At 73.4% G+C, this 23,451-nt stretch carries 24 protein-coding genes and 1 riboswitch; of the genes, 13 read left to right on the top strand and 11 right to left on the bottom strand.

Annotated elements, in window-relative coordinates; genetic code table 11:
- Positions 1-55: 55 nt before the first annotated feature.
- Both ACFYOS_RS22815 and ACFYOS_RS22810 read right to left on the bottom strand, forming a co-directional pair.
- The gene (locus tag ACFYOS_RS22815) at positions 56-685 is read right to left on the bottom strand and encodes a DUF305 domain-containing protein (protein ID WP_387144994.1); all 630 of its coding nucleotides are present in this window, start codon (positions 683-685) and stop codon (positions 56-58) included.
- Between the two features lie 83 nt (positions 686-768).
- Positions 769-1,197 carry a DUF6153 family protein gene (locus tag ACFYOS_RS22810; RefSeq protein WP_387144991.1) on the bottom strand — a complete coding sequence of 143 codons (429 nt, stop codon included), beginning with the start codon at positions 1,195-1,197 and terminating at the stop codon, positions 769-771.
- A gap of 209 nt (positions 1,198-1,406) precedes the next feature.
- Here ACFYOS_RS22810 and ACFYOS_RS22805 point away from each other — a divergent pair, with 209 nt between their 5' ends.
- The gene (locus tag ACFYOS_RS22805) at positions 1,407-2,714 is read left to right on the top strand and encodes a YibE/F family protein (RefSeq protein WP_387144988.1); all 1,308 of its coding nucleotides are present in this window, start codon (positions 1,407-1,409) and stop codon (positions 2,712-2,714) included.
- A gap of 154 nt (positions 2,715-2,868) precedes the next feature.
- A riboswitch (cyclic di-AMP (ydaO/yuaA leader) is annotated at positions 2,869-2,999 on the top strand.
- 4 nt (positions 3,000-3,003) lie between these two features.
- Positions 3,004-4,026 (top strand): coiled-coil domain-containing protein, encoded by a 1,023-nt coding sequence (locus ACFYOS_RS22800; protein ID WP_387144986.1) that lies wholly within the window; start codon positions 3,004-3,006, stop codon positions 4,024-4,026.
- Between the two features lie 67 nt (positions 4,027-4,093).
- Here ACFYOS_RS22800 and ACFYOS_RS22795 read toward each other — a convergent pair whose 3' ends face one another.
- Positions 4,094-4,771 (bottom strand): carbonic anhydrase, encoded by a 678-nt coding sequence (locus tag ACFYOS_RS22795; protein ID WP_387144984.1) that lies wholly within the window; start codon positions 4,769-4,771, stop codon positions 4,094-4,096.
- Between the two features lie 229 nt (positions 4,772-5,000).
- Between ACFYOS_RS22795 and ACFYOS_RS22790 the strand changes: the two genes are divergently transcribed.
- Both ACFYOS_RS22790 and mycP read left to right on the top strand, forming a co-directional pair.
- Complete coding sequence (locus ACFYOS_RS22790) at positions 5,001-5,339, top strand: helix-turn-helix transcriptional regulator (protein WP_387145079.1); 339 nt, start codon at positions 5,001-5,003, stop codon at positions 5,337-5,339.
- A gap of 53 nt (positions 5,340-5,392) precedes the next feature.
- Positions 5,393-6,628, top strand: a complete 1,236-nt coding sequence (gene mycP, locus ACFYOS_RS22785; RefSeq protein WP_387144981.1) for a type VII secretion-associated serine protease mycosin — start codon at positions 5,393-5,395, stop codon at positions 6,626-6,628.
- A 70-nt stretch (positions 6,629-6,698) separates the two neighbouring features.
- Here the strand turns inward: mycP and ACFYOS_RS22780 are convergent, their stop codons facing one another.
- The 7 genes from ACFYOS_RS22780 to eccCa all read right to left on the bottom strand — a co-directional run bounded on the left by ACFYOS_RS22780 (position 6,699) and on the right by eccCa (position 13,353).
- Positions 6,699-6,977 carry a WXG100 family type VII secretion target gene (locus ACFYOS_RS22780; RefSeq protein ID WP_387144978.1) on the bottom strand — a complete coding sequence of 93 codons (279 nt, stop codon included), beginning with the start codon at positions 6,975-6,977 and terminating at the stop codon, positions 6,699-6,701.
- Between the two features lie 28 nt (positions 6,978-7,005).
- Entirely contained in the window at positions 7,006-7,314 is a 309-nt protein-coding gene (locus tag ACFYOS_RS22775; RefSeq protein ID WP_302769191.1) for a WXG100 family type VII secretion target, read from the bottom strand.
- A gap of 233 nt (positions 7,315-7,547) precedes the next feature.
- Positions 7,548-7,817: a hypothetical protein gene (locus tag ACFYOS_RS22770; RefSeq protein ID WP_387144975.1), complete on the bottom strand. Its 270-nt coding sequence runs from the start codon at positions 7,815-7,817 to the stop codon at positions 7,548-7,550.
- A gap of 16 nt (positions 7,818-7,833) precedes the next feature.
- The gene (locus ACFYOS_RS22765; protein ID WP_387144972.1) at positions 7,834-8,559 is read right to left on the bottom strand and encodes a hypothetical protein; all 726 of its coding nucleotides are present in this window, start codon (positions 8,557-8,559) and stop codon (positions 7,834-7,836) included.
- A 31-nt stretch (positions 8,560-8,590) separates the two neighbouring features.
- Entirely contained in the window at positions 8,591-8,884 is a 294-nt protein-coding gene (locus ACFYOS_RS22760) for a hypothetical protein (RefSeq protein ID WP_387144969.1), read from the bottom strand.
- 16 nt (positions 8,885-8,900) lie between these two features.
- Positions 8,901-9,320, bottom strand: coding sequence for a YbaB/EbfC family nucleoid-associated protein (locus ACFYOS_RS22755; RefSeq protein ID WP_387144966.1), 420 nt, complete (start codon positions 9,318-9,320; stop codon positions 8,901-8,903).
- A gap of 67 nt (positions 9,321-9,387) precedes the next feature.
- Positions 9,388-13,353, bottom strand: coding sequence for a type VII secretion protein EccCa (gene eccCa, locus ACFYOS_RS22750; RefSeq protein WP_387144963.1), 3,966 nt, complete (start codon positions 13,351-13,353; stop codon positions 9,388-9,390).
- A gap of 337 nt (positions 13,354-13,690) precedes the next feature.
- On the opposite strand from eccCa, the gene ACFYOS_RS22745 reads away from it, so the two are divergent.
- Both ACFYOS_RS22745 and eccD read left to right on the top strand, forming a co-directional pair.
- Positions 13,691-15,106 (top strand): RNA-guided endonuclease TnpB family protein, encoded by a 1,416-nt coding sequence (locus ACFYOS_RS22745; RefSeq protein WP_387144960.1) that lies wholly within the window; start codon positions 13,691-13,693, stop codon positions 15,104-15,106.
- Between the two features lie 16 nt (positions 15,107-15,122).
- Positions 15,123-16,520, top strand: coding sequence for a type VII secretion integral membrane protein EccD (gene eccD / locus ACFYOS_RS22740; RefSeq protein WP_387144957.1), 1,398 nt, complete (start codon positions 15,123-15,125; stop codon positions 16,518-16,520).
- Here the strand turns inward: eccD and ACFYOS_RS22735 are convergent.
- Positions 16,504-17,676 carry a type VII secretion protein EccE gene (locus ACFYOS_RS22735; protein WP_387144954.1) on the bottom strand — a complete coding sequence of 391 codons (1,173 nt, stop codon included), beginning with the start codon at positions 17,674-17,676 and terminating at the stop codon, positions 16,504-16,506. The two genes, eccD and ACFYOS_RS22735, sit on opposite strands and share 17 nt — an antisense overlap.
- Positions 17,677-17,839: 163 nt before the next feature.
- Here ACFYOS_RS22735 and eccB point away from each other — a divergent pair, with 163 nt between their 5' ends.
- From eccB to ACFYOS_RS22700, 7 genes are all read left to right on the top strand, one after another.
- Positions 17,840-19,327 (top strand): type VII secretion protein EccB, encoded by a 1,488-nt coding sequence (gene eccB / locus ACFYOS_RS22730; RefSeq protein WP_387144951.1) that lies wholly within the window; start codon positions 17,840-17,842, stop codon positions 19,325-19,327.
- A 116-nt stretch (positions 19,328-19,443) separates the two neighbouring features.
- Positions 19,444-19,818, top strand: a complete 375-nt coding sequence (locus ACFYOS_RS22725) for a hypothetical protein (protein WP_387144948.1) — start codon at positions 19,444-19,446, stop codon at positions 19,816-19,818.
- A complete protein-coding gene (locus ACFYOS_RS22720) occupies positions 19,811-20,980 on the top strand; it encodes a WXG100 family type VII secretion target (RefSeq protein ID WP_387144945.1) in 1,170 nt (389 codons plus the stop codon). The genes ACFYOS_RS22725 and ACFYOS_RS22720 overlap by 8 nt, the downstream gene beginning before the upstream one ends.
- 191 nt (positions 20,981-21,171) lie before the next feature.
- The gene (locus ACFYOS_RS22715; RefSeq protein WP_387144942.1) at positions 21,172-21,639 is read left to right on the top strand and encodes a hypothetical protein; all 468 of its coding nucleotides are present in this window, start codon (positions 21,172-21,174) and stop codon (positions 21,637-21,639) included.
- A gap of 131 nt (positions 21,640-21,770) precedes the next feature.
- Positions 21,771-22,577: a hypothetical protein gene (locus ACFYOS_RS22710; protein ID WP_387144939.1), complete on the top strand. Its 807-nt coding sequence runs from the start codon at positions 21,771-21,773 to the stop codon at positions 22,575-22,577.
- A 41-nt stretch (positions 22,578-22,618) separates the two neighbouring features.
- Positions 22,619-22,960 (top strand): hypothetical protein, encoded by a 342-nt coding sequence (locus tag ACFYOS_RS22705; protein ID WP_387144936.1) that lies wholly within the window; start codon positions 22,619-22,621, stop codon positions 22,958-22,960.
- A 50-nt stretch (positions 22,961-23,010) separates the two neighbouring features.
- Positions 23,011-23,430, top strand: a complete 420-nt coding sequence (locus ACFYOS_RS22700) for a pyridoxamine 5'-phosphate oxidase family protein (RefSeq protein WP_387144933.1) — start codon at positions 23,011-23,013, stop codon at positions 23,428-23,430.
- The last annotated feature ends 21 nt before the right edge of the window (positions 23,431-23,451 follow it).

Below are 23,451 nucleotides of genomic sequence, written 5' to 3'. Positions count from 1 at the left end.
CGGCCGGCGCCGGGTGCCCGGACCGCGCACGATCTCGGCACCCGGCAGCCGCCGCTCAGAGGCGGCCGAGCATCTTCGTCATGGTGTCGATCTCGCCCTGCTGGGCGGTGACGATCCGCCGGGCGAGCGCCTTGGCGTCCGGGTTGGCGCCCCGGGCCTGCTCGTCCTTCGCCATGGTGATCGCGCCCTCGTGGTGGTCGATCATCATGGTCAGGAACTGCTTGTCGAAGTCCGTGCCGGACGCCGTCGCCAGCGTCGCCATGTCGGCCGCGGACATCATCCCGGGCATGCCGTGGTCCATGCCCGGCATGCCGTGACCGGCGCTCGCCGAGGCGACCGGCCGGCCCCAGGCGGTGAGCCAGCCGGTCATGGTGGCGATCTCCGGTGCCTGGGCCGCCTTGATCTGCCCGGCCAGCTTCCTCAGTTCGGGGTCGGCGGCCCGGGTCTCGGCCAGCTCCGCCATCGCCACGGCCTGCTGGTGGTGCGGGATCATCATTTGCGCGAACATCGCGTCCGCGTCGCCGAACGAGGCCGAGGCCCCGGCGGCGGGCGTGCCGGTGTTGGACATGTCGTGGCCGGAGCCGGCCGTCGAGTGGTCGCCGCCGCCGCAGGCGGCCAGGGCGAGCGCGGCGGTGACGGTCGCGCCGGCCAGGGCGGCTCGGCGCGCGAAGGTACGGGTGTACACGGTGAAAGCCTTTCGGTGTCGGAACGTACGCAGCAGGCGGGGACGCGGGGCACCGGTTCTCGGTCCACCCGCGTCGGGGCCTCCTATCTGCGCAGCACCGACACCGTGGCCAGGCGCAGCCCGTACCGCCGGGGCGGCGGGGCGCGCGGGCCGGAGGCGGACCGCAGCGGCCCGCCGGCGGCCGCGCCGACGGCTCGTGACGTGAGCCGCAGCAGGACGACGACCAGCAGCGCGACGGCGAACGCGCCGAGCACCGCGAGGCAGACGCTCCAGCCGGACGGGTCGTCCCCGCGGTCCGTCAGCGGCAGCGCGCGGACGTGGCAGCCGGCGCCCGGGCAGTCCCGCGCCACGTCGACGGCGACCGCGGCCGTGGCGGCGTGGCCGGCGGAGGCGTGCCCGGCGGAAGCGTGCGTCCCGTGGCCGAGGGTGTGCATCGCGGTCAGCCCGACCAGGGTGCAGAGCAGCAACAGGAGCCGGACCCACCGTCCGGTCACCGCCGCCCTCGTCGCCACGTCCCTCACGGTAGCGGGCGCGCCGGGCCGCCCCGGGAGAACCGCCGAGGCGGTCGGGCGACCCCTCGTCCGCTTCGACGCCGGGGCCGGCTGGCTACCATTCCGGGCGACGACCCCGGCCCGCGCCTTCCTGCGGCCAGCCCGGCCGGCCCGGTGAACCGACCGGCCCGGTGACACGTATCCCGCTGTGCATCGTTGGGAGACACGCCATGGGCGCCGACCACACCCGTCCCGCTCCGTCCGCCCCACCGGGCGTACGACGACTCCTCGTCGCGACGGTGGTGCCGCTCTTCGTGATCACGGTGATCGCCACGTTGGTGCTCTGGCCCCGGGACACCCGCGAGTCGGCGGGCGGCGGGGACGTGCCGCGCTACCACGGCACGGTGACCCGGGTGGTGACCGAACCCTGCCCGCCGACACCGGAGACGCCGGCGGGTCCGGGCGGGTCCACGGGGCCCTGCGGGACGGTCACCGTCGCCGCCGAGCAGGGCCCGGACGCCGGCCGCCAGGTGGCGACGCCCGTCCCCTCGGGCCCCGGAGCACCCCGGGTCGAGGTCGGCGACAAAGTCATCCTGGTCGAGCTGATGGACCCGGCCGACCCGGCGGCGAAGAGCTACCAGATCGCCGAGCACCAACGGGGTACGCCGTTGGTCTGGCTGGCCGTGCTGTTCGCCGTCGCCATCGTGGCCTTCGGTCGGTGGCGCGGGCTGGCCGCGCTGGGCGGCCTGGTCGCCAGCTTCGCCGTCCTGCTCGGCTTCGTGCTGCCCGGGATCGGCGCGGGCCAGCCGCCGCTGCTGGTGGCGATCGTCGGCGCCGCGCTGATCATGTTCGTGGTGCTCTACCTGACCCACGGAATCACCGCGCAGACCTCGGTGGCGGTGCTCGGCACCCTGGGCAGCCTGGTGCTCACCGGGGTCCTCGGCACGCTGGCCACCGCCGCCACCCACCTGACCGGCTTCGGCAGCGAGGACGCCACCACGCTGTCCATGTTCCAGCGCGAGGTCGACCTGCACGGGCTGCTGCTGGCCGGCATCATCATCGGCTCGCTGGGAGTGCTGGACGACGTCACGGTCACCCAGGCCGCCACCGTCACCGAGCTGGCCCACGCCAACCCGGGGCTGTCCCGGACCCAGCTCTACCGGGCGGCCACCCGGGTGGGCCGGGCGCACATCGCCTCCACGGTCAACACCATCGTGCTGGCGTACGCGGGCGCGTCGCTGCCGCTGCTGCTCCTGCTCGTCGCCGACTCCCGGCCGGTCAGCCAGATCCTCACCAGCGAGTTCATGGCCCAGGAGATCGTCCGTAGCGCGGTGGCCACGCTGGGCCTGATCGCCGCCGTGCCGTTGACCACCGGACTGGCCGCGGTGGTGACCACCGCCGGGCGGCGTGGCGCCGCGCCGGACGGCGAACCGCCGGCGACGCCCCGGCCGGCGACGCGGGACGACGCTCTCGAGGCCCTCGGCGGGGCGCCGGTCGGGTGGCGCGGACCACAGAGGAGCACGGAGAGCGGATGGTGACACTCCGCTGCGTGACGGCCGATTGCCAACGCGATGCTGGTCACGCAGCGCCACGGCAAAATGGGGCTTGTGGTCGGCTTCCGGACGTAGATCCCCGCCCGGACTCTCAGGTAACCTCGCTGCCGGTCACCGCCGAAGGCGCGCAGCGGCGCCAGCGGTGCCACCGCCCAATCGCCCGAGGGCGAGCCGGGGAACCAGGTACCTGGGGTGAATCCGCGCCAGCGGTAGGGGCCACTTCCGTCCCGAACCCGTCAGCTAACCCGGTCGGCGGTCGACGGAAGGGAACACTGTGACGGCACCTCTGCGCCGCTGGTTGACACCCGTGGTGGCCGTGCTCGCCGCGTTCGCCATCGTCGCCGGCCCCGCCCCGGCGACGGCTGCGCCCAGCAGCCCCACCCCCTCGGGGCACTCCCCCGAGGACGAGGATGATCCGCTGATCACCGAGGCCATCGCCGACGCGAACCGGGGCTATATCCAGGCCAAGGCGAAGCTGGAGAAGTCGCGGAAGCGGCAGGTCCAGCTGGCCCTCGAGGTGCGCAACGCGCAGGCCCAGCTCGACGCCCTGAGCCCGCAGGTCAGCGCCATCGCGGCGCAGTCCTACCGGACCGGCCGGCTGGGTGCGATGACGATGCTGCTGGAGAGCAACTCGCCCGACTCGTTCGTCCGGCGGGCCGCTCTGCTGGACGAGCTGAACATGGTGAACGCGCAGAAGCTCGCCGAAGTCAACGCGGCGAAGAACCGGGCCGAGGAGGCCAAGATCGCCCTCGACGCCGAGGTACGCGAGCAGCAGAAGCAGGCCAACACGATGGCCCGGGAAAAGGCCGAGACGGAGAAGGCGCTGAAGCTGGTCGGCGGGCTCGGCTTCACCGGCGGCCTGGTCTCGGCCACCTCCCCGGTGGCCCGGATCGGCCCCGGCCGGACCGCCGACGGCGACTGGAAGCCCGAGTCGTGCAGCGAGGACGACCCGACCACCTCGGGCTGCGTCACGCCGCGCACGCTGCACGCCTACAAGGAGGTCAAGCGGGCCGGCTTCAACCGCTTCGTGGGCTGCTACCGGTCCGGCGGGCCGTGGGAGCACCCGAAGGGCCGGGCCTGCGACTGGTCGTTGCAGAAGAGCGGCTTCTCCCCCTGGCACAACAACGACATGCGGATGTACGGCAACAACGTCGCCGCCTTCCTCATCCGCAACGCCGACCGGCTGGGCATCTACTACGTGATCTGGAACCGGCAGATCTGGTTCCCGGCCACCGGCTGGAAGTCCTACAGCGGGCCCTCCAACCACACCGACCACGTGCACATGTCGCTGCTCTGACCGACGTACGCCGAGAGGGGCCGTTCCGCGACCAGGCGGGACGGCCGCTCTCGCACGTCGGGGACGGTCAGCCGGAGACGGCCGCGGTCGCCGGGTCCACGGGCCCGGCCTGGGCGGGCGTCGTCGGGGTCCGGGTGCCCGCCGGCACCTCGGCCACCGTCCGCACCTCACCCGCGCTGAGCCGGTACGACATGCCGACCACCGCGCACCGCCCGGCGGCCACCCGCTCGGCGAGCACGGCGGACCGGGCCAGCAGGGCCTCCACGGTCTGCGCGATGTGGATGTCGACGATCCCGTCGACGTCCTCGACGCCCTTCCGGGCGGCCCGGAGCAGGCTGGGCGCGACGGCGTCCACCAGCGCGCCGAGGTGCCCGGCCGGGGAGGTGCCGGTGGTGACCGACTCGCGGGCGGCCTGCACCGCGCCGCAGGAGTCGTGCCCGAGCACCACGACCAGCGGGGTGCCGAGCACGGTGACGGCGTACTCGACGCTGCCGAGCACCTCGGGGCCGGCGGTGTGGCCCGCGGTCCGCACCACGAAGAGGTCACCGAGCCCGCGGTCGAAGATGATCTCGGCAGCGAGCCGGGAATCGGAGCAGCCGACCAGCACCGCGAAGGGCTGCTGGCCCTCGGCGACGGCGGTCCGGTGCCCGGCGTCCTGGTTGGGATGGCGCGGGACGCCGGTGACAAAGCGGTTGTTTCCGGCGTACAACTCGGCGAGCGCCTGCTCGGGAGTGGTCGGCGTCAATGCAGTCACCTCGTGCTCGGCCTGGAACGACCTGGTCAACCCGGCCGGCGGCAGAGGCGGCCTCGCCGACCACCGTCACACGCAGCAGAAGGTACGTCAAGGTTTACGTGATACAGAATTCATGCGTCGCGCGACACTTGACCAGCGGCCGGTCCCCGACCTGCGTGGACCCGCCGCCGGCGCCACCGGGCCGGGCCAGGGCCGCCAGGGCACGCGGGCGGGCCATACCATGGCCACCATGGCGACGACAGCACGCGAGAACGGGAGCGCCCGGAACTGGACGTTCCTCACCAACCACGGGCACGTGCTGCTGGCCATCGCCCGCAACCCCACCGCACGGCTGCGCGACGTGGCCGGCGAGGTGGGCGTGACCGAGCGGGCCGCTCAGGCGATCGTCGCCGACCTGGAAGCCGGCGGTTACCTCCGGCGCACCCGGGTGGGCCGGCGCAACGAGTACACGATCAACCCGAGCGGCCACTTCCGCCACCCGGCGGAGGCCGACCAGCAGGTCGGCGCCCTGCTCGCGCTCTTCACCGCCGAACCGGCCACCGAGCCCGCCGAGAACTGAGCGGGCCCACTCCCGTCACCGCGCGAGCGGCGCGACGACGGTAGTCTCACCGCGTGCGCGACAGCTTGCGGCCGGACGGGACGACGGTGAACGCCCGTACCGGGCACCGGATCCGGTCCCTCCTCAGTGGAGCGCTCGCGGCGCTGCTCGGCGGTGTCCTGGTGGCACCCGCCCCCGCCGCGGCGGCACCGAGGTGCGGCCCGCCCGGCAACCCCGCCCCGACCGAACCGACCTGGGCGCTGGACCGGCTCACCCCCTCCTCGGCCTGGGGGGTCACCAAGGGCGAGGGGGTCACCGTCGCGGTGATCGACTCCGGCGTCTCGCCCAACCATCCGCTGCTGCGCGGCCGGGTGCTCCCCGGCGAGGACTTCAACCGCCTGGTGAAGCTGCGGGGACAGTGCGACCTGGTCGGCCACGGCACCCTGGTGGCCGGCATCATCGCCGGCCGGGAGGGCACCGGCGTGCCGTACAGCGGGATCGCGCCCGAGGCGAGAATCCTCCCGGTCCGCGTGCTCGCCGAGAACAAGGAGAACTTCGACCCGGCGGTACCCGCCGAGATCGGGCACGCCATCCGCTGGGCCGTCGACCACAAAGCAGACGTGATCAACCTGTCCCTGGTGACGCTCGACGACCCGGTGCTGAAGGAGTCCGTCGACTACGCCCTCGACAAGGGGGTGGTCCTGGTGGCCGCCGCCGGCAACCGGCAGGAGAACCAGCAGGACCGGCCGGGCTACCCGGCCGCGTACCCGGGGGTCATCGCCGTGGCCGGCGTCGACGAGCAGGGCAAACACGTCGGCAGCTCGGTCAGCGGCCACTACGTGGACATCGCCGCGCCCGGCCTGAACATCATCGGCCCGGCGCCGCAGGGATCGGGATACCTCGGCGAGCCGCAGGGCGGGACCAGCTTCGCCGCCGCGTACGTCTCCGGGGTGGCCGCCCTGGTCCGCGCCGCGCACCCGGACCTCACGCCCGAGGAGGTCGCCTACCGGCTGACCCGCACGGCGGACAACCCGCCCGACGGGCACAACGCCGAGGTCGGCTACGGCACGGTCGACCCGTACCGGGCGGTGACCAGCCTGCTGGGGACCCGGCAGGACGCGCCGCTGGGCGCGATGCCGAAGCCGGCCCCGCCGGCCGACCCGCTGGCCTGGCAGCGGACCGTGGCGGTCTGGGTGGCCGTGGTCGGCGCGCTGCTGGCCGGCGCCCTGCTGACGCTTCGACCGATCCTGACCCTCGGCCGCCGGCGCGGCTGGCGCCCCGGTCGCCGTCCGGCGCAACTGGACGGCTGACCGGCCCGGAAACGCACCACGGCCCCGACCCCGGCAGAGCCGGAGCGGAGCCGCAGCGGAATCGGTGGGGTCAGCTCCAGACCTTCGAGTTGCTCATCTCGGTGGTCATGTAGTTCTCGCGGGCGATGCCGACCGCGTGGCCGATGTCGTTCAGGACCTTGTTGATGTCCCGCACGGCGGCGTCCCACTGGGCCTGGTGCTGCTGGTACGCGACGCGGTCCTGGCCCTCCCACTCGAGCTTGGTCAGCATCGAGCGCAGCGTGTCCAGCTTCTCGTCGATGGTCCGCGAGATGGCCTGCATCTGCTGGTTGCTGCTCTCGAGGACGGCGTAGTCAACCTTGATGCTCATCAGTTCCTCCTCTGCCTGTCTTCGCGGATCACGGGTTGAGAGCAGCGTGGAACTTGTCCAGCATCTGCTGCTGCTCTTCGTCATTGACCTGGTGCGTCGTGCCCGACTTGTCGAGCAGGTCCGCGATGTTGTCCATGGCCTGCAGCAGCTTGGCCGTGTCCTCGTTCCAACGCGTCATCAGGCTCTGGAAGCCAGTGGATGCCTGGCCCTTCCAGGCCATCGCCAGGTCGTCGACCACGTTCCACAGCTTCTTGAGCTCACCGTCGACGTCGCTGCGCGTGGACCGCACGTCACTCGCGGCGGTGTGCAGAGTCGCTGCACTGACCTCGAACGCCATGCTTCACACCCTTCCGTCATCTTCGTGGCGGCGGATCCGCCGCGCCCCTCCCCCGCGGCAAGGCATACACACCCCACCGACGGACACTTCCCTCCGAACCGTAGCGGACGACGTCCAGCCCGCGCAGCCCTGCTTTCGTACCGTCCTGGTGCCGCAGCCCGGCACCACAAGGCATTTCGGCGGCGACGGTACGACGTGGACGGTCGGCTCACCCGGTTCCCTGCCGGCCGCCCTCAGGACGACCGGCGGTACGACTTCACGTGCATCGTCAGCCCGAACACCAGCACGACCGCCAGCAGCGCCACGACCAGCCAGAGCACCGGCTTCTCGAAGGCCCGCTCGAGCACCACCGGGATCAGCGCGGCGCCTCCCGTGATCAGCACCACCTCGGCGGCCCGCCTGGCCCACACCGCCCGGGTCAACTGGGCGACCAGGGCCAGCCCGATGAGGACCGGCACGGTCACCAGGAAGTACACGAAGAGCACGTAGGCCACATCGGCCATCGGCGGACCCCTTCCGTCACTGGTAGAACTTCGAGTCCTGCACCCAGTCGATCTTGATGTCCTTGATGTCCGGGTCCGAGCCGGTGGCCGCCCAGCCCGGACGCGAGTCCGACACGAAGGCGAACCGGTTGTTGCCCTGGAAACCGGCCGCGATGGTGGTGAAGAGCGCGCTGATGTCGCCGAAGACCAGCGCGAGGATCGCCACGCTGGCGGCCATGCCGGCCACGCCGATCGCCTCCGCGATGGGCGCGGTGGGCGGGAACGCCTGCAGGGCGACCGACGCGATCACCGCGATCAGGATCGGGATCAGCGCCTCGACCAACGCGTCCACCGCGTCGTTGAAGGCGTCCCGCGCCGAGGTGAGGGTGTCCTTGTTGGCGTTGAACGCCTCGGCCAGCGAGTTGATCTCCGCGCCCAGCTTCCGCAGGAACAGGTCGAACGCGTCCCGGTCGTCGAAGTCCCACTCGTTGTCCGAGGGCGGGATCTGCTCCAGCGCCGCGCCGAACTGGTCCCCACCGAGCAGCCGGGCAGCGTCGCCCCACTCCTTGATGGACTTGTTGACCTCGTCGTTGTCGAACGTCTCCAGGTAGGCGACCGCCGCCACCAGCACCCCGGCGAAGGCCAGCCACATCCAGTTGGCCCGGGCCGCGGCGGCGAGCCCGCGTACCGGTGCCGTCGTCGCGGCGACCGTGTGCGTCCCGGTCACCGCCCCGGACGCGTTGGCGAGAAAGATCTCCGGCATCAGTTGTCCTCCCCGTCGCCCGCACCGGCCATCACTTGACCACCCACGGCTGGTCCGACTTCTCCCAGTTCTTGGCGGTCTGCTCGAGCTGCTCGGCCGCCTTGTGCAGGTGCTCGATGCCGGTCTTGACGTTGTTGAGGTGACCGTCCACCGAGGCGTTGTGCGCCTGCACGGTCGCGCCGCCGAAGAGGGTCAGCGCGTCGCCCGGCAGTTTCACGCTCTCCAGCAACGTCTGCACGTTGCGCAGGTACTGGATCGGGCCGTCCGGGGCGTCGAGATTCCTGCTCGCCTTGCGGATCGCGTCGACGTCGACCTTGTTCGCCACCGCTCCTCCTCCCAGCTCAGCGGCGCAGGCCGCGGGTCGGGTCGGTCAGGTCCACCCCGAACTGTCGGAACCAGTCCTCCGGGGTCAGGGTGCCCGCCTGCGCCCGGCGGACCAGGTCCGAGCCGCCGAGCATCTCGGTCATCAGTTCCTGCTGGCGCTCGGCGAAGGCCGCGTACGCCGCGTCGATCGCGGCCTGGAGCGACTCGGCCAGCGAATAGCTGTCCAGCCGCATCGCCCGGGCGTTGAGGTCGATGTCGCCGACCTTCATCTCGCCGTCCACCGTCACCCGGACCAGGCCGTCCGGGCTCTCCCCGGTCACCCGCAGGTCGGCGCGTCGCTGCTGGTACTCGGCCAGCCGGCGCTGCTGCTCCTGCGCCTGGCGCAACATGTTCTCCACGGCGTCACCGGCACCGCCGTCACCCCACGACGTGCTCACCACGGTCCTCCCCTACCGAGCGACGGTCGTCCCGCACGCTACCCGAATCGATCGATGTGACCCGGCCTCAGGCCGGCTCCGTCCACGCCGTCTGGATCAGCTGCTGCCCGTCCCGGCGGCGGACCAGGGTGCCCCGGCCCGGCGGCTGCGGGCTCGGCCGCAGGTTGCCGAAGACCGCGCCCTCCTCCCGGCTGCCGGACATCAGCAGGCCCGGCGAGTCCAGCTCCCGCAGCCGTTGCAGCACCGGCTCGTAGAGCGCCCGGGCCACGCCGCCCACCCGACGCGTGATGATCAGGTGCAGGCCGATGTCCCGGGCCTGCGGCAGCAGCTCGTGCAGCGCGCTGAGCGGGTTGTTGCCGCCGGAGGCGACCAGGTCGTAGTCGTCGACCACGATGTAGAGGTCGGGGCCCTTCCACCAGCTCCGGTCGCGCAGCTGGGCGGTGGTGACGTCCGGGCCGGGCAGGCGGTTCTGCAGGGCGCTGCGGATCGAGCCGAGGCCCTGGCTGAACACCTGGTTGGACGGCGCGTAGTCGAGCAGGTGGTCACCCTCGACCGCGCCGAGCAGGCCGCGCCGGTAGTCGGCGATGACCAGCCGGGCCTGGGCCGGGGTGTACCGCTCGGCGATGCCCCGGGCGATCAGCCGCAGCAGGTTGGTCTTGCCGCACTCCGCGTCGCCGAACACGGTCAGGTGCGCCTCGCTCGCCAGGTCCAGGTAGACCGGGGCCAGCGCCGACTCGTTGACCCCGATCGGGATGCCCGGCGCCGACCGGTCGATGACCTTCGCCAGCTCGGCGACCGGCAGCTTGCGCGGCAGCAGCCGGACCTTCGGCGCCGGGCGGCCCGGCCAGTTCGACGCCACGTGCCCGGCCAGGGCGACCGACGCCTCGGTCAGGTCCTCGATGTCGCGCTTGCCGTCGATCCGCGACACCCCCGCGAGGAAGTGCAGCTTGTCGCGGGTCAGACCGCGGCCGGGCGTGCCGACCGGCACGTTCTGCGCGGCCCGCCGGTCGATCTCCGACTCGGCCGGGTCGCCGAGCCGCAGCTCCAGCTTCGTGCCGAGCAGGTCGCGCATGTTGATCCGGATCTCCGCCCACCGCACGGCGGTGACCACCACGTGCACGCCGAAACCCAGGCCCCGGTTGGCCAGGTTGGTGATGGTCTGCTCCAGCTCCTCGTACTCCTGGCGCAGCGTGTTCCAGCCGTCCACCACCAGGAAGATGTCGCCGAACGGGTCGTCGGCGAACTCCCCGGCGGCCCGGCGGCGCCGGTAGCTGGCCACCGAGTCGATGCCGTGCTGGGTGAAGCGGACCTCCCGCTCGTCGATGATCGCGACCACCTCGGCCACGGTCCGGCGGACCGCCTCGGTGTCCCGCCGGCCGGCCACCCCGGACGTCTGCGGCAGCCCCTCCACGCTGCGCAGCGCGCCACCGCCGAAGTCGAGGCAGAAGAACTGCACCTCGCGCGGGGTGTGGGTGAGCGCCAGCGAGGCGAGCATTGAACGCAGCATGGTGCTCTTGCCGCTCAGCGAGGCGCCGACGATGACCACGTTGCCGCCCGCGCCGGACAGGTCGACCATCATCGGGTCGCGCCACTGCTCGTACGGACGGTCCACGATGCCGACCGGCACGGTGAGCCGACCGCGCCCCGGCCAGTCCGCGGTGGTCAGGCCGAACGTCGGGTGCACGCTCAGCGGCGGCAGCAGCTCGGCCAGGCCCGGCGGCTCGGCCAGCGGCGGCAGCCAGACCTGGTGCGCCGGGCGGCCCCGCCCCTGGAGCCGGTCGATCAGCACGTCCAGCATCGCCACGGCCTTGCCGTCGCCGCCCTGCTCCGGCTCCGGGGCGGTCTCCACCGGGGTCGGCGCGGCCGGCGCCGGGACGTAGTCGATGCCGTACGGGACGATCCGGCGCTGCACCTGCGCCCGGGCCGACCGCTGCGCCTGCCCCGGCGCCTGGTACGGGCCGGAGACGTACGCGGCGCGGAACCGGAGCATCGTGCTGGTGTCGGTCTTGAGGTAGCCGTGGCCCGGCGCGTTCGGCAGCTCGTACGCGTCCGGCACGCCGAGCACGATCCGGCTCTCCACCGCCGAGAAGGTCCGCAGACCGATCCGGTACGACAGGTGGGTGTCGAGCCCCCGGAGCTTCCCCTCCTCCAGTCGCTGGCTCGCCAGGAGCAGGTGTACGCCGAGCGATCGGCCGAGCCGGCCGATCATCACGAAGAGGTCGATGAAGTCCGGCTTGGCGGCCAGCAGCTCGCTGAACTCGTCACAGATGATGAGCAGGCTGGGCATCGGCTCCAGCGGCTCGCCGGCCGCCCGGGCCTTCTCGTAGTCGTACCGGGAGACGTAGTTGCCGGCCGCCCGCAGCACCTCCTGACGGCGGTTCATCTCGCCGGCCAGGGCGTCGCGCATCCGGTCGACCAGCGGCAGCTCGTCGGAGAGGTTGGTGATCACCGCGCTGGTGTGCGGCAACGCGTCCAGCGAGGCGAAGGTGGCACCACCCTTGAAGTCGACCAGGACGAAGTTGAGCTCCTCGGACGAGTGGGTCACGGCCAGCGCCCCCACGACCGTACGCAGCAGCTCGCTCTTGCCGGAACCGGTCGCACCGATGACCAGGCCGTGCGGGCCCATGCCCTCGTGCGCGGACTCCTTGAAGTCCAGCTCGACCACGTTGCCGTCCGGCCCGAGGCCGAGCGGGATGCGCAGCCGGTCCCGGTGGATGCGCGGCCGCCAGGTCTGCTGGGTGTCCACGGTGGCCGCGTCGCCGACGCCGAGCAGGTCGGGCAGCTCCATGCTGCGGGCCAGCGGCTCCTCGGTGCTGGCGCCCTGCTGCTGGGAGAGCCGGAAGGGGGCGATCTGCCGGGCCAGCCCCTCGGCGCCGGCCATGGTGAGCCGGTCCGGCCGGCCCAGCCGGGACGTCGTCGTGCCCCGCACCAGGTCCAGCCCGGTGCCGTCCCCGGCGTCGAGGCAGAGCAGCCAGCGGCCCGCGTCCCGGGGGACCGCGCCGGAGAGGTCGATGACCGTGGCGCCGAGCAGGCCCGGACCCATCAGCGCGCAGGTCGGCGAGACCTCGCCGCCGTCGAGCACCACCACGAGGTGCGGGGCGGTGGTGAGCGGCTTCGCCTCCGGCGCGAACCGGGGGCGGCCACCGAGCTCGTTGGCGAGCGCCAGCTCCGCCTCGGCGAGGCTGGCGAAGACCATCCGGCGGGCGCCCGCCGCGTCCGTACGCCCCGGGTGCTGGGCGTGCGGCAGCCACTTCACCCAGTCCCACACCGGCTGCCGGTCGGGGGCGGCCACCACCGCGACGATCAGATCGTCCGGGGCGTGGAAGGTGACGAGCTGACCCAGGGCGGCCCGGGCCAGGTCGAGCACCGCCTCCCGCTCGCCGCGCAGCGCGACCCGGCTGAACGCGCGCAGGGACAGCGCGGTGGGCAGGTCCGGCACGCTGGCGTGGGCCCGGACGAACCGGCGCAGCGCGATCGCGCTCATCGGCTCCAGGTCCTCCACCGGCTTGGTCTCCGGCGGCACGATCTCCACGGCCAGTCGCTGCGGGCCGAGCGCGATCCGGGCCTCGCCGAAGTCGTCCTCGGTGATCCGCCGCTCCCAGAGCCGACGGGACGCGGCGACCGACCAGAGCGCGTCCGGCTCCGGGTGCCGCCAGGTCATCGCGGCACGCTGCTGCTCGGCGGCCCGCCGGGTGCGCTTGCGCATCTGGGCCAGGTAGCGCATGTAGTCGCGCCGCTGGGCGTTCAGCTCGGCCTTGTCGTTGCCGCCGTTGCCCAGGGTGCCGACCGCCATGCCCAGCATCGACACGCCGAACAGGCCGCCGGCGACGTACGTCATCATGCCGCCGCCACGGCCCGCGTAGAGGAAGGCCATCGCGCCGACGCCGCAGAGCATCGGCAGGATCATCAACACCTGACCCATGCCCCGAGGCTGCTGCTCGGGCAGTTCCGGTGGGGACTCCAGCAGCACCTCGCCGCGCGGCAGCGCGGGCCCCGGTTGACGCGGAAGCCGGCGGAACACCACCGTGCTCACGGCTGTACCTCCCCAGAAGCGGCCCTGATCGTGGTCTGCCAACGGCCCGAAGCGTCGGGTGGGCGACCTGTGCGACCGCCATCGTAGGTAATCTCCCGGAGGCGTCGTGGACCCACGGGGGCGACGTCAGCGGCCGAGGTGGATCGTAGGCGAGCACGAGGAGGGGTGACCGATTGTCGACTTTCTCCGCAGATCCATCCAAGTTCGCCTTCTGCTCCGAGGGCTTGTCGGGACGGGTTTCGACGACTCTGACGTGCGTGGGATGCTGCTGCCGGGCGATGTCAGCGACGCTACGAGACGGAGCTCAAAGGGTGGACCTGACCGTGGAGGGCGACCGGTGAAGGTGACCCGGATCGCTTACTCCATGGGCCTGAACCCGAGTAAGCACGCAGCATTGCTGGAGCAAGCCCGCCGGTTGGGTCGGGTTCGTAGTGAGGTGTGGCAGCGCTACGGGTCGGTCAGCGGTGTGGGGTCCGGGCAGACGGACCGGCAGGTGCGGGACCGGTGGTTGGCCGACGGTACGCATCTGCAGTTCGGTGTGTTGGCGAATGCGTGGAAGGAAACCGTCCGCGACGCCATGGCCGATATCGCGGCGAACCTGGAGGCGGCCAAGGTCGAGGTGCGTCGGGCGGTCGTCCGGCGCGCGAGCGATCCAAGCGAGCGAAAGCGGATGCTGGCCGCGTTGAAGGCTGACCGGTGGGCTGGTGACCCGTTCTTGGCTCGGCAGATGCGCGCGCGCTGGAGGCGTGGCCGCAACCGCACGCACGATCAGATCGTGGTGCGTGCCGACAAGCACAACACGATCGTCGACGGGCGCGGCCGGTTGTGGCTGGCCGTTCCCGGCCTCGAACGCCGCAAGATGGTCAAGATCCAACTGTCTACGACCGTGGCCCCGACGGGCACCCTGCGGCTGATCCTGCGGGGCGGCCGGGTCGAGGTGCACTACCAGATCGACGCCTCGCATATGCGGTCGTCGCAGCGGCCCTGCGGGCAGCGGACGATCGGTGTCGACAAGGGCTACACCGAGGCCCTGACCGACTCCGACGGCGGCCGCCACGGCAGGGGCCTCGGCGAGTTGCTGACCGCCGAGTCGGACCGGTTGAAGGACCGTAACCGGCGGCGGGCGAAGCTGCGCTCGATCGCCAACAACGCCGCCCTTCGTGGCGACCACGCGAAAGCACACCGGATCACGGTCAACAACCTCGGGACGGTGAAACGGGATCGGCAAGCCGCCCGCCACCGAGCGCGGGTGCGCACGGAGATCTTCACCGCCGTACATCGGGTCGTCGACAAGGCCGCCACCGTCATCGCCGAAGACCTCACCCGAAGGTTCGCCGGGCGCAAGACGCTCGGCAAGAACGTCAACCGGCGCCTGGCCGCGTGGACCAAAGGGGTCACCGCCGAGGCCCTCAGAAACGTGTCGGAGCGCAGAGGTTCTGCGCTCGTTCCCGTCAACGCCGCCTACACCTCACAAACCTGTCACCGCTGCGGCCGACTCGGCCGACGCAGCGGGGACCGGTTTCACTGCACCTGGTGCGGGGTGGTGTGGCAGGCAGACGTGAACGCCGCGATCAACATCCTGCAGCGAGCAGGCGACCCCGACATCGCCCTGCACACCCCACACCACAAGGTGAAGCAGATCCTGCAGGATAGGACCGATCGCCACCGGACCAGACTGCCGGTCCAGGACTCCAGCCCGGCAACCGCCGGACGGAGAGCGAATTATCCGAACCGCTCAGCAATGAGCAACTAGCAGGAAGCAGGCCACAGTGGCGACGAAGACCGCGACCGGCGGACTGAGCCGGATCACCATCGTGGCGCCGCGGACCAGGATGGATCTGGCGCTGCCGTCGGACGTTCCGCTGGCCGACCTGCTGCCCACACTGCTGCGGTACGCCGGCGAGGACCTGGCCGACGAGGGCGTGCGGCACGGCGGCTGGAGCCTGTCCCGGCTCGGCGGGCCGGCGCTGGACGGTGGCCGTACCGCCGCGCAGCTCGGCGTCCGCGACGGCGAGGTGCTCTACTTCAACCCGCGCGCCGCGGCCGCACCGGAGATCGTCTTCGACGACGTGGTGGACGCCGTCGCCACCGCGACCAACCAGCGTCCCGGGACCTGGCAGGTCGGCACGACCCGCTCGTTCGCCGTCCTCTTCGCCGGGGCGACCCTCGCGGCGGGCGCGGTGGCGGCGCTCTTCGCCGGCCCGCCGCAGCTACCCGGCGCGCTGGCCGCGCTGGTGGTCGCGCTCGCCCTGCTGGTGACCGCCGCGGTGCTGTCCCGGGCGGCCGGCGACAGCCGTACCGGGGCCGTGCTGGCCATGGCCGGCCTGGGCTACGCGGCCATCGGCGGCCTGCTGGTGCTCGCCGGTGACCGCAAGCTGACCGACCTGGCCAGCCCGCACGTGCTGATGGCCGCGACCGCGGTGGTGCTCTTCGGCGCGGTGGCCGCGCTGGCCGTCGGGGACCGGCTGCCGCTGTTCCTCGGTGCGGTCGCGGTCGGCGTGGCGGTGGCGGTCGGCGCGGCGCTCAGCCTGGCCTTCGGCATCGGCGCGGCGGCCGCCGCGGCGGTGATCGCGACCGTCGCGTTCGCCGCCCTGCCGGCGCTGCCGATGATCGCCTTCCGGCTGGCCCGGCTGCCGGTGCCGTCGATCCCGACCGGGCCGGACGACCTGAAGTCCGACACCGAGTCCGTCGACGGCCCGCAGGTGCTGCGCAACAGCGAGCGCGCCGACGCCTTCCTCACCGGTCTGCTGTGGACGGTGTCGCTGCTGGTCCTGGGCGGTCAGCTCGTGCTGGCCGGTAACGGCCGGCTGCCGGCGGTGCTGCTCTGCCTCGTCCTGGCCCTGCTCTCGCTGCTGCGGGCCCGCCCGTTCAGCGGCCGCGCCCAGCGCACGCCGGTGCTGCTCGCCGGCACTCTCGGCCTCGGCCTGTCCGCCGCGGCGACCTTCGGCGCCGGCTCGCTGCCGGTCCGGCTCGGGCTGATCCTGGGCGGGCTGCTGCTCGCCGCGGTGATCAGCCTGATCTACGGGCTGAGCGTGGCGGGCAAGCCGATCTCGCCGGTCTGGGGGCGGACCCTGGACCTCGTCGAGATCCTGCTGATCGTCGCCGTGGTACCGCTGGCCGTCTGGGTCTGCGGCCTCTACGGCTGGATCGTCAACCTTCGACCGTGACCGTGCCCATCGCGGTGGCCACCGGCGCGGTGGCGTAGACGCCCGGACCGTGCTGCCCGTCCAGCGGGCGGGCCGGTACGCCGGACCGCTTGGCCACGTCCCGGACGACCTTCACCAGCGCCCCGGCGTGGCCGTCCATCGCGGCGACCCGCAGCAGCGGCGGCACCCGGCGCCCGCCGGGGAGCACCACCGCCGCGACCGTGTGCGACGGCGCGGACGTGGCGGTCACCGCGTCCACCAGCGCCCCCAGCGAGCCGTTGGGGCGTACCCGCAGGGCCAGGCAGCGCTGGGTCCAGCCGCCGCCGCGCAGGTTGGTCCAGCTCTCCACCGGCGACTCCGGCGCCAGGTCGAGCCCGGCCCCGGAGACCACCGCCGCGTGCAGCTCGTCGCGACCGAGGACCCGGTGGCCGAGGCCGGCGGCGTTCAGCGCCTTGCCCAGCCGGCCCATGGCGGCGGCGACGGTACGGTGCACGCCGCGCATGCCGCCGCCCCGGCTCACCGCCTCGGCCCGGGCGTCGGCGACGGAGAGCCGCAGCGCCACCCAGACCGTCCGGTGCGCGGCCGGCGGAGCCCCCGGCGCCGGGTACCAGACCAGGGTGTGCGAGACGGCCTGGGTCTGGGTGATCGGCCCGGTGAAGTCGGCGAGCACCGCGACCGCGCGGTCCACCACCGCCGCCTCGACCGAGCCGGCGGGGGCACCGGGTCGGCCGGTCAGCGCGACCGCGGCGAACCAGCCCCGCTCGTCCTGCCCGATGCCGAGCCGGGTGCCGCGCTCGGTCAGCTCGACCACGGTCAGCTCCGGGGCGAGCGCGGCCAGCCGCGGGTCGCCGGCGGGCACCGCGCCCCGGGCCCGCTCCCGGCGACGGCGCAGCCGGCGGCGGAGCATCAGGTCCTCGTACCACCAGCGGCCACCCCGCCGGGCGAAGGCGGCGACGACCGCCAGCAGGGCCAGCCCGCCGACGGCCGGCAGCAGCCAGGCGGGACCGCCGGTGGCGAACCACACGCCCAGCGCGGCGCACTCCAGCACCACCAGCTGGCCGACGACGACCGGGCCGAGGCGGCCGCGCCGACGCCGGTCGGCCGGGGTGACCGGGCGGTCGTCCCCCACGGCGGGGGCGGTGGCCGTGCGACCGGGTGGCGCCTGGACCTGCGTCATCGGTGAGCGTCCCTTCTGGACATCCTGGGCATCCGCCGGATCGGTGCGTCGCCGGGAGGGCGGGCGGGGTCCCGGTGAAGCCCCGACGGACCCTTATCGTAGGGAAGCCCGCGGCGGAGTTCGGACCTGATCGTCGCGGACCCACCCCCGCCGGAGGTTAGTCATGCGGACCCGCCGCGATCAGGTGCAGGCGTACCGCTTCGTCACCCGCCGCATCGTCTCCGCACTGCTCTCCGGCGACCCGGAGACCAACGACCTGCCGATGCGCCGGCTCGGCATGGCCGTGTTCGGCAGCGTCATCGTCGCCGCCATCGTGCTCGGCGGCGCCGGCGCGTACGGGCAGTTCACCGGCAACGCCGCGCCGCTGGAGCCGAACACGCTGGTGATCGAGCGGGAGACCGGCGCCACGTACGTCTTCACCGACGGGAAGCTCCACCCGACGCTCAACTACGCCTCCGCCCGGCTCATCCTCGACGAGGCCGACCCGCCGGTGCGGACCATGTCGCAGGCCTCCATCAAGGACCGGGCGCGCGGCCGGGCCGTCGGCATCGTGGGCGCCCCGGACGACGTGCCGGACCGGAAGTCGCTGGTCGGCCTCCCCTGGTCGGTCTGCGACGTGCCGGACCCGGTCGATCCGCAGCGCTCGACCACCCGGCTGGTGATCGACCGACAGCTGCCGGGCGGCACGCCGCTCACCGACCAGGCGGTGCTGGTCCGGGTGAACGACGCGCGCTACCTGCTCACCGGCGGCTCCCAGCTGCGGGTGGTCGGCGACGAACAGGCGCTGGTGGCGTTGAAGATGGCCGGCGCGCCGAACCTCACGGTGGGCCAGCAGCTGCTCAACGCGGTGCCGGTCGGGCCGCCGCTGCGGAAGCCGAGCATCGACGGGTTCGGCAGCTCCAGCGGCCTGGCGGTGGCCGACCGCCCGGCCAGGGTGGGCCAGGTCTTCCGGGCCGCCGACCAGTACTACGTACTGACCCGGCAGGGGCTGGTGGCGATCAAGGAGGTGACCGCGCTGCTGCTGCTCGGCGACGGCGGCCAGATCACCGACATCACGCCGGACCAGGCCGGCCGGCTCCTGACCGACCAGCGGCTGGACGCCGAGGGACTGCCGCAGCGGCTGCCCACGCTGCACGACGTCCGGACCGGACGGACTGTGCTCTGCGTCACGTATCGGGCGACGGGGGCGGGCCAGCCGCCGACCACCACGCTGGAGGTCTTCGACCAGCCCCCGGTCGAGCTGACCGCGGAGACCGGCGTCGCCGCGCGGCAGGGCTCCCGGGACGCCGTGCGTACCGCGGAGGGCGTGCTGCTGCCGGGCGGCAAGGGCGTGCTGGCGCAGGCCGCGGCCGGGGAGACCGGGAAGGCGGCGGCCGGCTCCACCGTCTACCTGATCACCGCGCAGGGCGTCCGCTACCCGCTCGGCACCGCCTCCGGGGACGCGAAGGCGGCCCTCGGCTACGGCGACGTGCCGCCGTTGGCCGTGCCCGCGTCGCTGCTGGCGCTGGTGCCGACCGGGCCGACGCTGGAGCGGCAGGACGCCCTGGCGTACTTCGATCCGGGGGCCCGGCCGGACGGCACGGCGAAGGACGATCCGGACGGGCCGGACGGATCGGGCCCCTCGGAGTCGGCCCCGGCCCAGGGCGGCTGACCGACCACGCCGTCCGATGTGGAGGCTTGGAGCCGGAACGGGTCGCCTCCATTGGCCCGGGTCGACTAACCTGAGCCTGGCCAACGGTTCTCGACGATGACTACGGGGATGCAGCCATGAGCGGGCGCACGACAGTAGACGTACTGTCCCTGGAGGACTTTCACCAGCGGCTCGAGGGACGGCTGAGCGAGGCCGAGTCGGTGCTGAAGAAGCTCAACACCGAGATGCAGTGCCGGCCGCCGGCCCTGGGCTCGTTCACCGACGCGACCGACAACGCCCGCCGCTATGCCACGACGCACCAGAGCTTCGTCGACCACGCCGAGCGGCTGCACCGGGCGATCGTGGCCGCCCGGAAGGCGACCAAGACGATCATGACCAACTACCGGACCACCGAGGCGCGCAACGCGGCCGCCGCGGCCGACATCATCGCCGCGCTCTCCGGGCTGTCCGAGGCGATGAAGCCGGCGAAGGGGGAGGATCCGCGTGTCTGAGTACACCCAGCGCTACGAGCACGTCAGCCACAAGGAGCTCTACCACGGCGTCACCTCGGGTGACCCGAAGCAGGTCGACTCGCTCAGCGCCCAGTGGAGCTCGCTGAAGGACACCCTCGAGGGCCTCGGCCGGGACCTCACCGGCGACCTGGAGGCGCTGGCCAAGACCTGGACGGGCGACGCGTCGCGGGAGTTCCAGCAGCGGTTGAACCTGGTCGTCGACTACTCGGGCAACCTCGCCGAGGGCATGGCCGGCATCCGGCAGGCGCTCGACATGATGGCCTCCGAGCTGCGCACCGCCCAGTCCAAAACGGAGAGCCCGGAGGAGACCGACGACAACGACAAGCTGCTGTCCGGGGCGGCCAAGGGCTTCCTCGTAGGTGGCCTGCCCGGCGCGGTCATCGGCGGGGTCGTCGGCCACGAGCAGGACCAGGCCGAGCAGGAGAAGGCGCACCAGCGGATGGTGAAGGTCGTCGCCGACCTGGCCGAGGGCTACGACTTCTCCGCGTACGGCCGGATCGTCGTGCCGGAGGAGCCCGACAACCGCCTGCCGGGGCACTCCGACCCGCCCGGCTCCTCGCTGAAGAACGGGCCGTCGGTGGGCACACCCTCCGGCGGGCCGAACTCCGGAACGTTCGGCCCGGGCGCCGGCACCGGGCAGCCCGGCGCGGGACAGCCGGGCAGCGTCGGCTCGATCGGCACCGTCGACCCGACCGGCACCTCGCTCGCCGGTGCCGCCCCGCCGCTGACCAGCACCGGCCCGATGGCGGGCCTCCCCACCAACATCGCCGGCGGACCCTCGACCGTGCCGACCGCTGGCGGGAACTCGCTCCTCGGGCTGCCCGGGGTGGGGACCGGCTCGCTGGCCGGTTCCAACACGCCGACCTCCGGCCGGATCGGCGGGATGGAGAACCGGGCGGCGGCCGGCACCGGGCGGCTCGCCGGTGGGCGTGGCCTCGTGGTCGAGGCCGAGGGCCGGTCCAACGGCGGCCGGGGCACCAGCGGGCGTCCCGCCATGGCCGGGCGCAACGGCGTGCTGGGCAAGCACGGCGAGCACGACGAGGACGAGTCGGACGAGCGGTTCACCTGGCTGACCGAGGACGAGATGGTCTGGGGCGACGGCCGGTCGGCTCCGCCCCCGGTCCTCGGCGGCACCGACTGACCGCACCCTGACCTGACGGCGTGGCGTCCCTCTCCGAAGGGGCGCCGCGCCGTTTCGTTGCGGCCGTCCGGGTAATACCTAGGGCCGTCGACGGCCGGCACCGTCTGTCCACAGCGCATCGTGGGGCGGGTCACGTCAATCGGAGTGATCGTCGAGCTGCACGAGGCGGATCTGACCGATAGGTTGAAACGGTGCAGTCCGTAGCGTTGACCCCGCCCCTGTGGGCGGCGACGCTGCGCTCGCTGCGTCGATTCACCCGGATGGCGGCGACCGCCCTGGTGCTCGCCGTCGGGCTCAACGGTCTGGCCGTCCCCGCCCCCGGCGAATCCCTCCGTCCAGCCGCGACGGTCCGACCGCCGGCCGGCGTCGAGATCGCCCAAGGGGCGATCGACGCTCTCGCGGGCCCGCCCCTGACCGGCTCCGTGGCCGCCGGGCACGGCCTGGGTGCCACCATCACCTGGGCCCCCGACGCCGGGGTGACCACCGTGGATTCCCCCACCCGGCAGCTGCGCGCCGCGTCGACCGCGCCGGCCACCGGCGTACCGTCGCGCCACCTCGACCGCGACGCCGTGTCGCCGCGGGTGGACGCCGCCCCGGTCCTGCCCCCCGCCGATCCCGGCCGGGAGTCGGTCGCCCGCCGCGGCCCGCCGCGCGCCTGATCGCGCCGGCCGCCCGCGCGGCCCTGGTGTTCCCGCGCCGCCCATCGGGTACAGCCCCACCACGCGACCCGCCGCCCGTCGACCGGGCCCCAGACCGCAACTCCCGAACGACCCACCACGAGGTGCTGGTGATGCAGACCGTCTTCTCCGCCGTCCTGATCGACGTCCCCCAGGCCGCCGCGATCTGGCTGGCCCTGATCGCCGTGGCCGCGATCGTGATCGCCGCCCTGATCGTCCGCCCGGGCCGGTTCCGCCCGGTGTTCGGCGACCGGATCAGCGAGGCGGCCAGGCCGAGCAGCCTGGAGCTGGCCAAGGCGGCCCGCGAGCATTCCCGCGAGCAGGCCCGGTACGCGCAGGAGCTGGAGGTGGCCGCGGCCCGCGCGGCGACAACCGCCGAGCGGCGGCGGGCAGCGTGGCTGGCGGCCCAGGATGAGGTCGAGGAGGCGTGGCAGGCGTACCAGGCGGCGGAGGAGCACGTCCGCCGGCTGGCGGCCGCTGCGGCGCTGCCCCTGCCCCGGACGGCCCGGACACCCGCCGAGTACGCGGACCGGGAGCGCTGGCTGCACCGGGCGGCAACGGACGCGCAGGACCGCGCGGAGATCACCGTCGAGCAGCTCAGCGACATCCTCGGGCGCCGTGGCTGGGACCCGCGCCGGCACCCGGTGGAGCAGGAGCTGCTGCTGCGCCGGCTGGTCCGGCACAACCTCCGCACCCGGCAGGACGCCGCCCGGGAGCGGGAGCAGGCCGCCTGGCGGGCCGCCGAGCTGGCCGCCGCCGCCGCGCGGAGCCTGCGCGAGGAGGCGTACGCGGCGACCCGTCCGGCCCCGGAGCCGCAGTCGGCGCTCTCCATCGTGGACCTGGCCGGCCCGGAGACCACCCGGGAGCTGCCCGCCCGAGAGGCGGTGGCCCGGGGCCGGGCGGCCGTGCCGGCGTACTGACTCCTCGGGCGGAGGTGGCCCGGCTCGGTTAGCGTGACCTCGTGTCCCGTGAGACCTGGCTCCTGGTGGCGCTCGCCGGCGTCGTCATCCTGGCGACGCTGGTCGGCGCGGTGTGGCTCGCCGTCCGGGTGGTGCGCACCCGCCGGCTGCTCGGCGCGCTGGGCGTCGGCGGCAAGGTCGCCTTCTACGGCGCGCTGATCTACGCGATCCTCCCGGTCGACCTGCTCCCCGACCCGATCTACCTGGACGACATGGGCGTGCTGGCCGGTGCCCTGTTCTACCTGGGCCGGCTGGTCGCCCGGCACCGCGCGGCGCAGCAAGGGCTGCCCGACCGGTCGGAGTCCCCGGCAGCGCCGGGCCGCCCGCACCGTCCCGTGTCATGATCGAGCCGGGGCCGGCGGCCGGCCCCGGATCGACGTACCGAGGACGGGGCATGGCGGGCGACCACCGGTTGGACCCACACGACGCGCGGGTCAGGGCTTTCTTCCGGGACCGGCACCTCGCCACGCTGGCCACGCTGCGGCCCGACGGCACCCCGCACATCGTCCCGGTAGGCGTCACCTTCGACCCGGACGCCGGGCTGGCCCGCGTGATCACCTCGGGCACCTCGGCCAAGGCGCGGCACGTCGCGGCGGCCGGCCCGGCGGGCACCCCGGTGGCGGTCTGCCAGGTGGCCGGCCGATGGTGGCTGACCGTCGAGGGGCGGGCCGTGCTGCGCAGCGACCCCGAGGCGGTGGCGGAGGCCGAGCGCCGGTACGCCGAGCGCTATCGCCAGCCGCGCCCCAACCCGCGGCGCGTGGTCATCGAGATCACCGTCACCCGCCTGCTCGGCAGCCTGCCGGTCACCGCCTGACCCTGCTCCGCGCGCCCGGTG

Origin of the sequence: Micromonospora sp. NPDC005806, from assembly GCF_042871425.1 — a bacterium.
In the GTDB taxonomy this organism is placed as follows: domain Bacteria; phylum Actinomycetota; class Actinomycetes; order Mycobacteriales; family Micromonosporaceae; genus Micromonospora.
Note: the sequence above shows the minus strand (reverse complement) of the source record. Positions and strands in the feature narration are given on the sequence as shown.

Excerpts from the sequence above, each read along its gene's own strand:
- ACFYOS_RS22805 (WP_387144988.1), top strand. The coding sequence starts at position 1,407 with ATGGGCGCCGACCACACCCGTCCCGCTCCGTCCGCCCCACCGGGCGTA.
- ACFYOS_RS22790 (WP_387145079.1), top strand. The coding sequence starts at position 5,001 with ATGGCCACCATGGCGACGACAGCACGCGAGAACGGGAGCGCCCGGAAC.
- ACFYOS_RS22780 (WP_387144978.1), bottom strand. The coding sequence starts at position 6,977 with ATGAGCATCAAGGTTGACTACGCCGTCCTCGAGAGCAGCAACCAGCAG.
- ACFYOS_RS22775 (WP_302769191.1), bottom strand. The coding sequence starts at position 7,314 with ATGGCGTTCGAGGTCAGTGCAGCGACTCTGCACACCGCCGCGAGTGAC.
- ACFYOS_RS22770 (WP_387144975.1), bottom strand. The coding sequence starts at position 7,817 with ATGGCCGATGTGGCCTACGTGCTCTTCGTGTACTTCCTGGTGACCGTG.
- ACFYOS_RS22765 (WP_387144972.1), bottom strand. The coding sequence starts at position 8,559 with ATGCCGGAGATCTTTCTCGCCAACGCGTCCGGGGCGGTGACCGGGACG.
- ACFYOS_RS22735 (WP_387144954.1), bottom strand. The coding sequence starts at position 17,676 with ATGACGCAGGTCCAGGCGCCACCCGGTCGCACGGCCACCGCCCCCGCC.
- eccB (WP_387144951.1), top strand. The coding sequence starts at position 17,840 with ATGCGGACCCGCCGCGATCAGGTGCAGGCGTACCGCTTCGTCACCCGC.
- ACFYOS_RS22725 (WP_387144948.1), top strand. The coding sequence starts at position 19,444 with ATGAGCGGGCGCACGACAGTAGACGTACTGTCCCTGGAGGACTTTCAC.
- ACFYOS_RS22710 (WP_387144939.1), top strand. The coding sequence starts at position 21,771 with ATGCAGACCGTCTTCTCCGCCGTCCTGATCGACGTCCCCCAGGCCGCC.
- ACFYOS_RS22700 (WP_387144933.1), top strand. The coding sequence starts at position 23,011 with ATGGCGGGCGACCACCGGTTGGACCCACACGACGCGCGGGTCAGGGCT.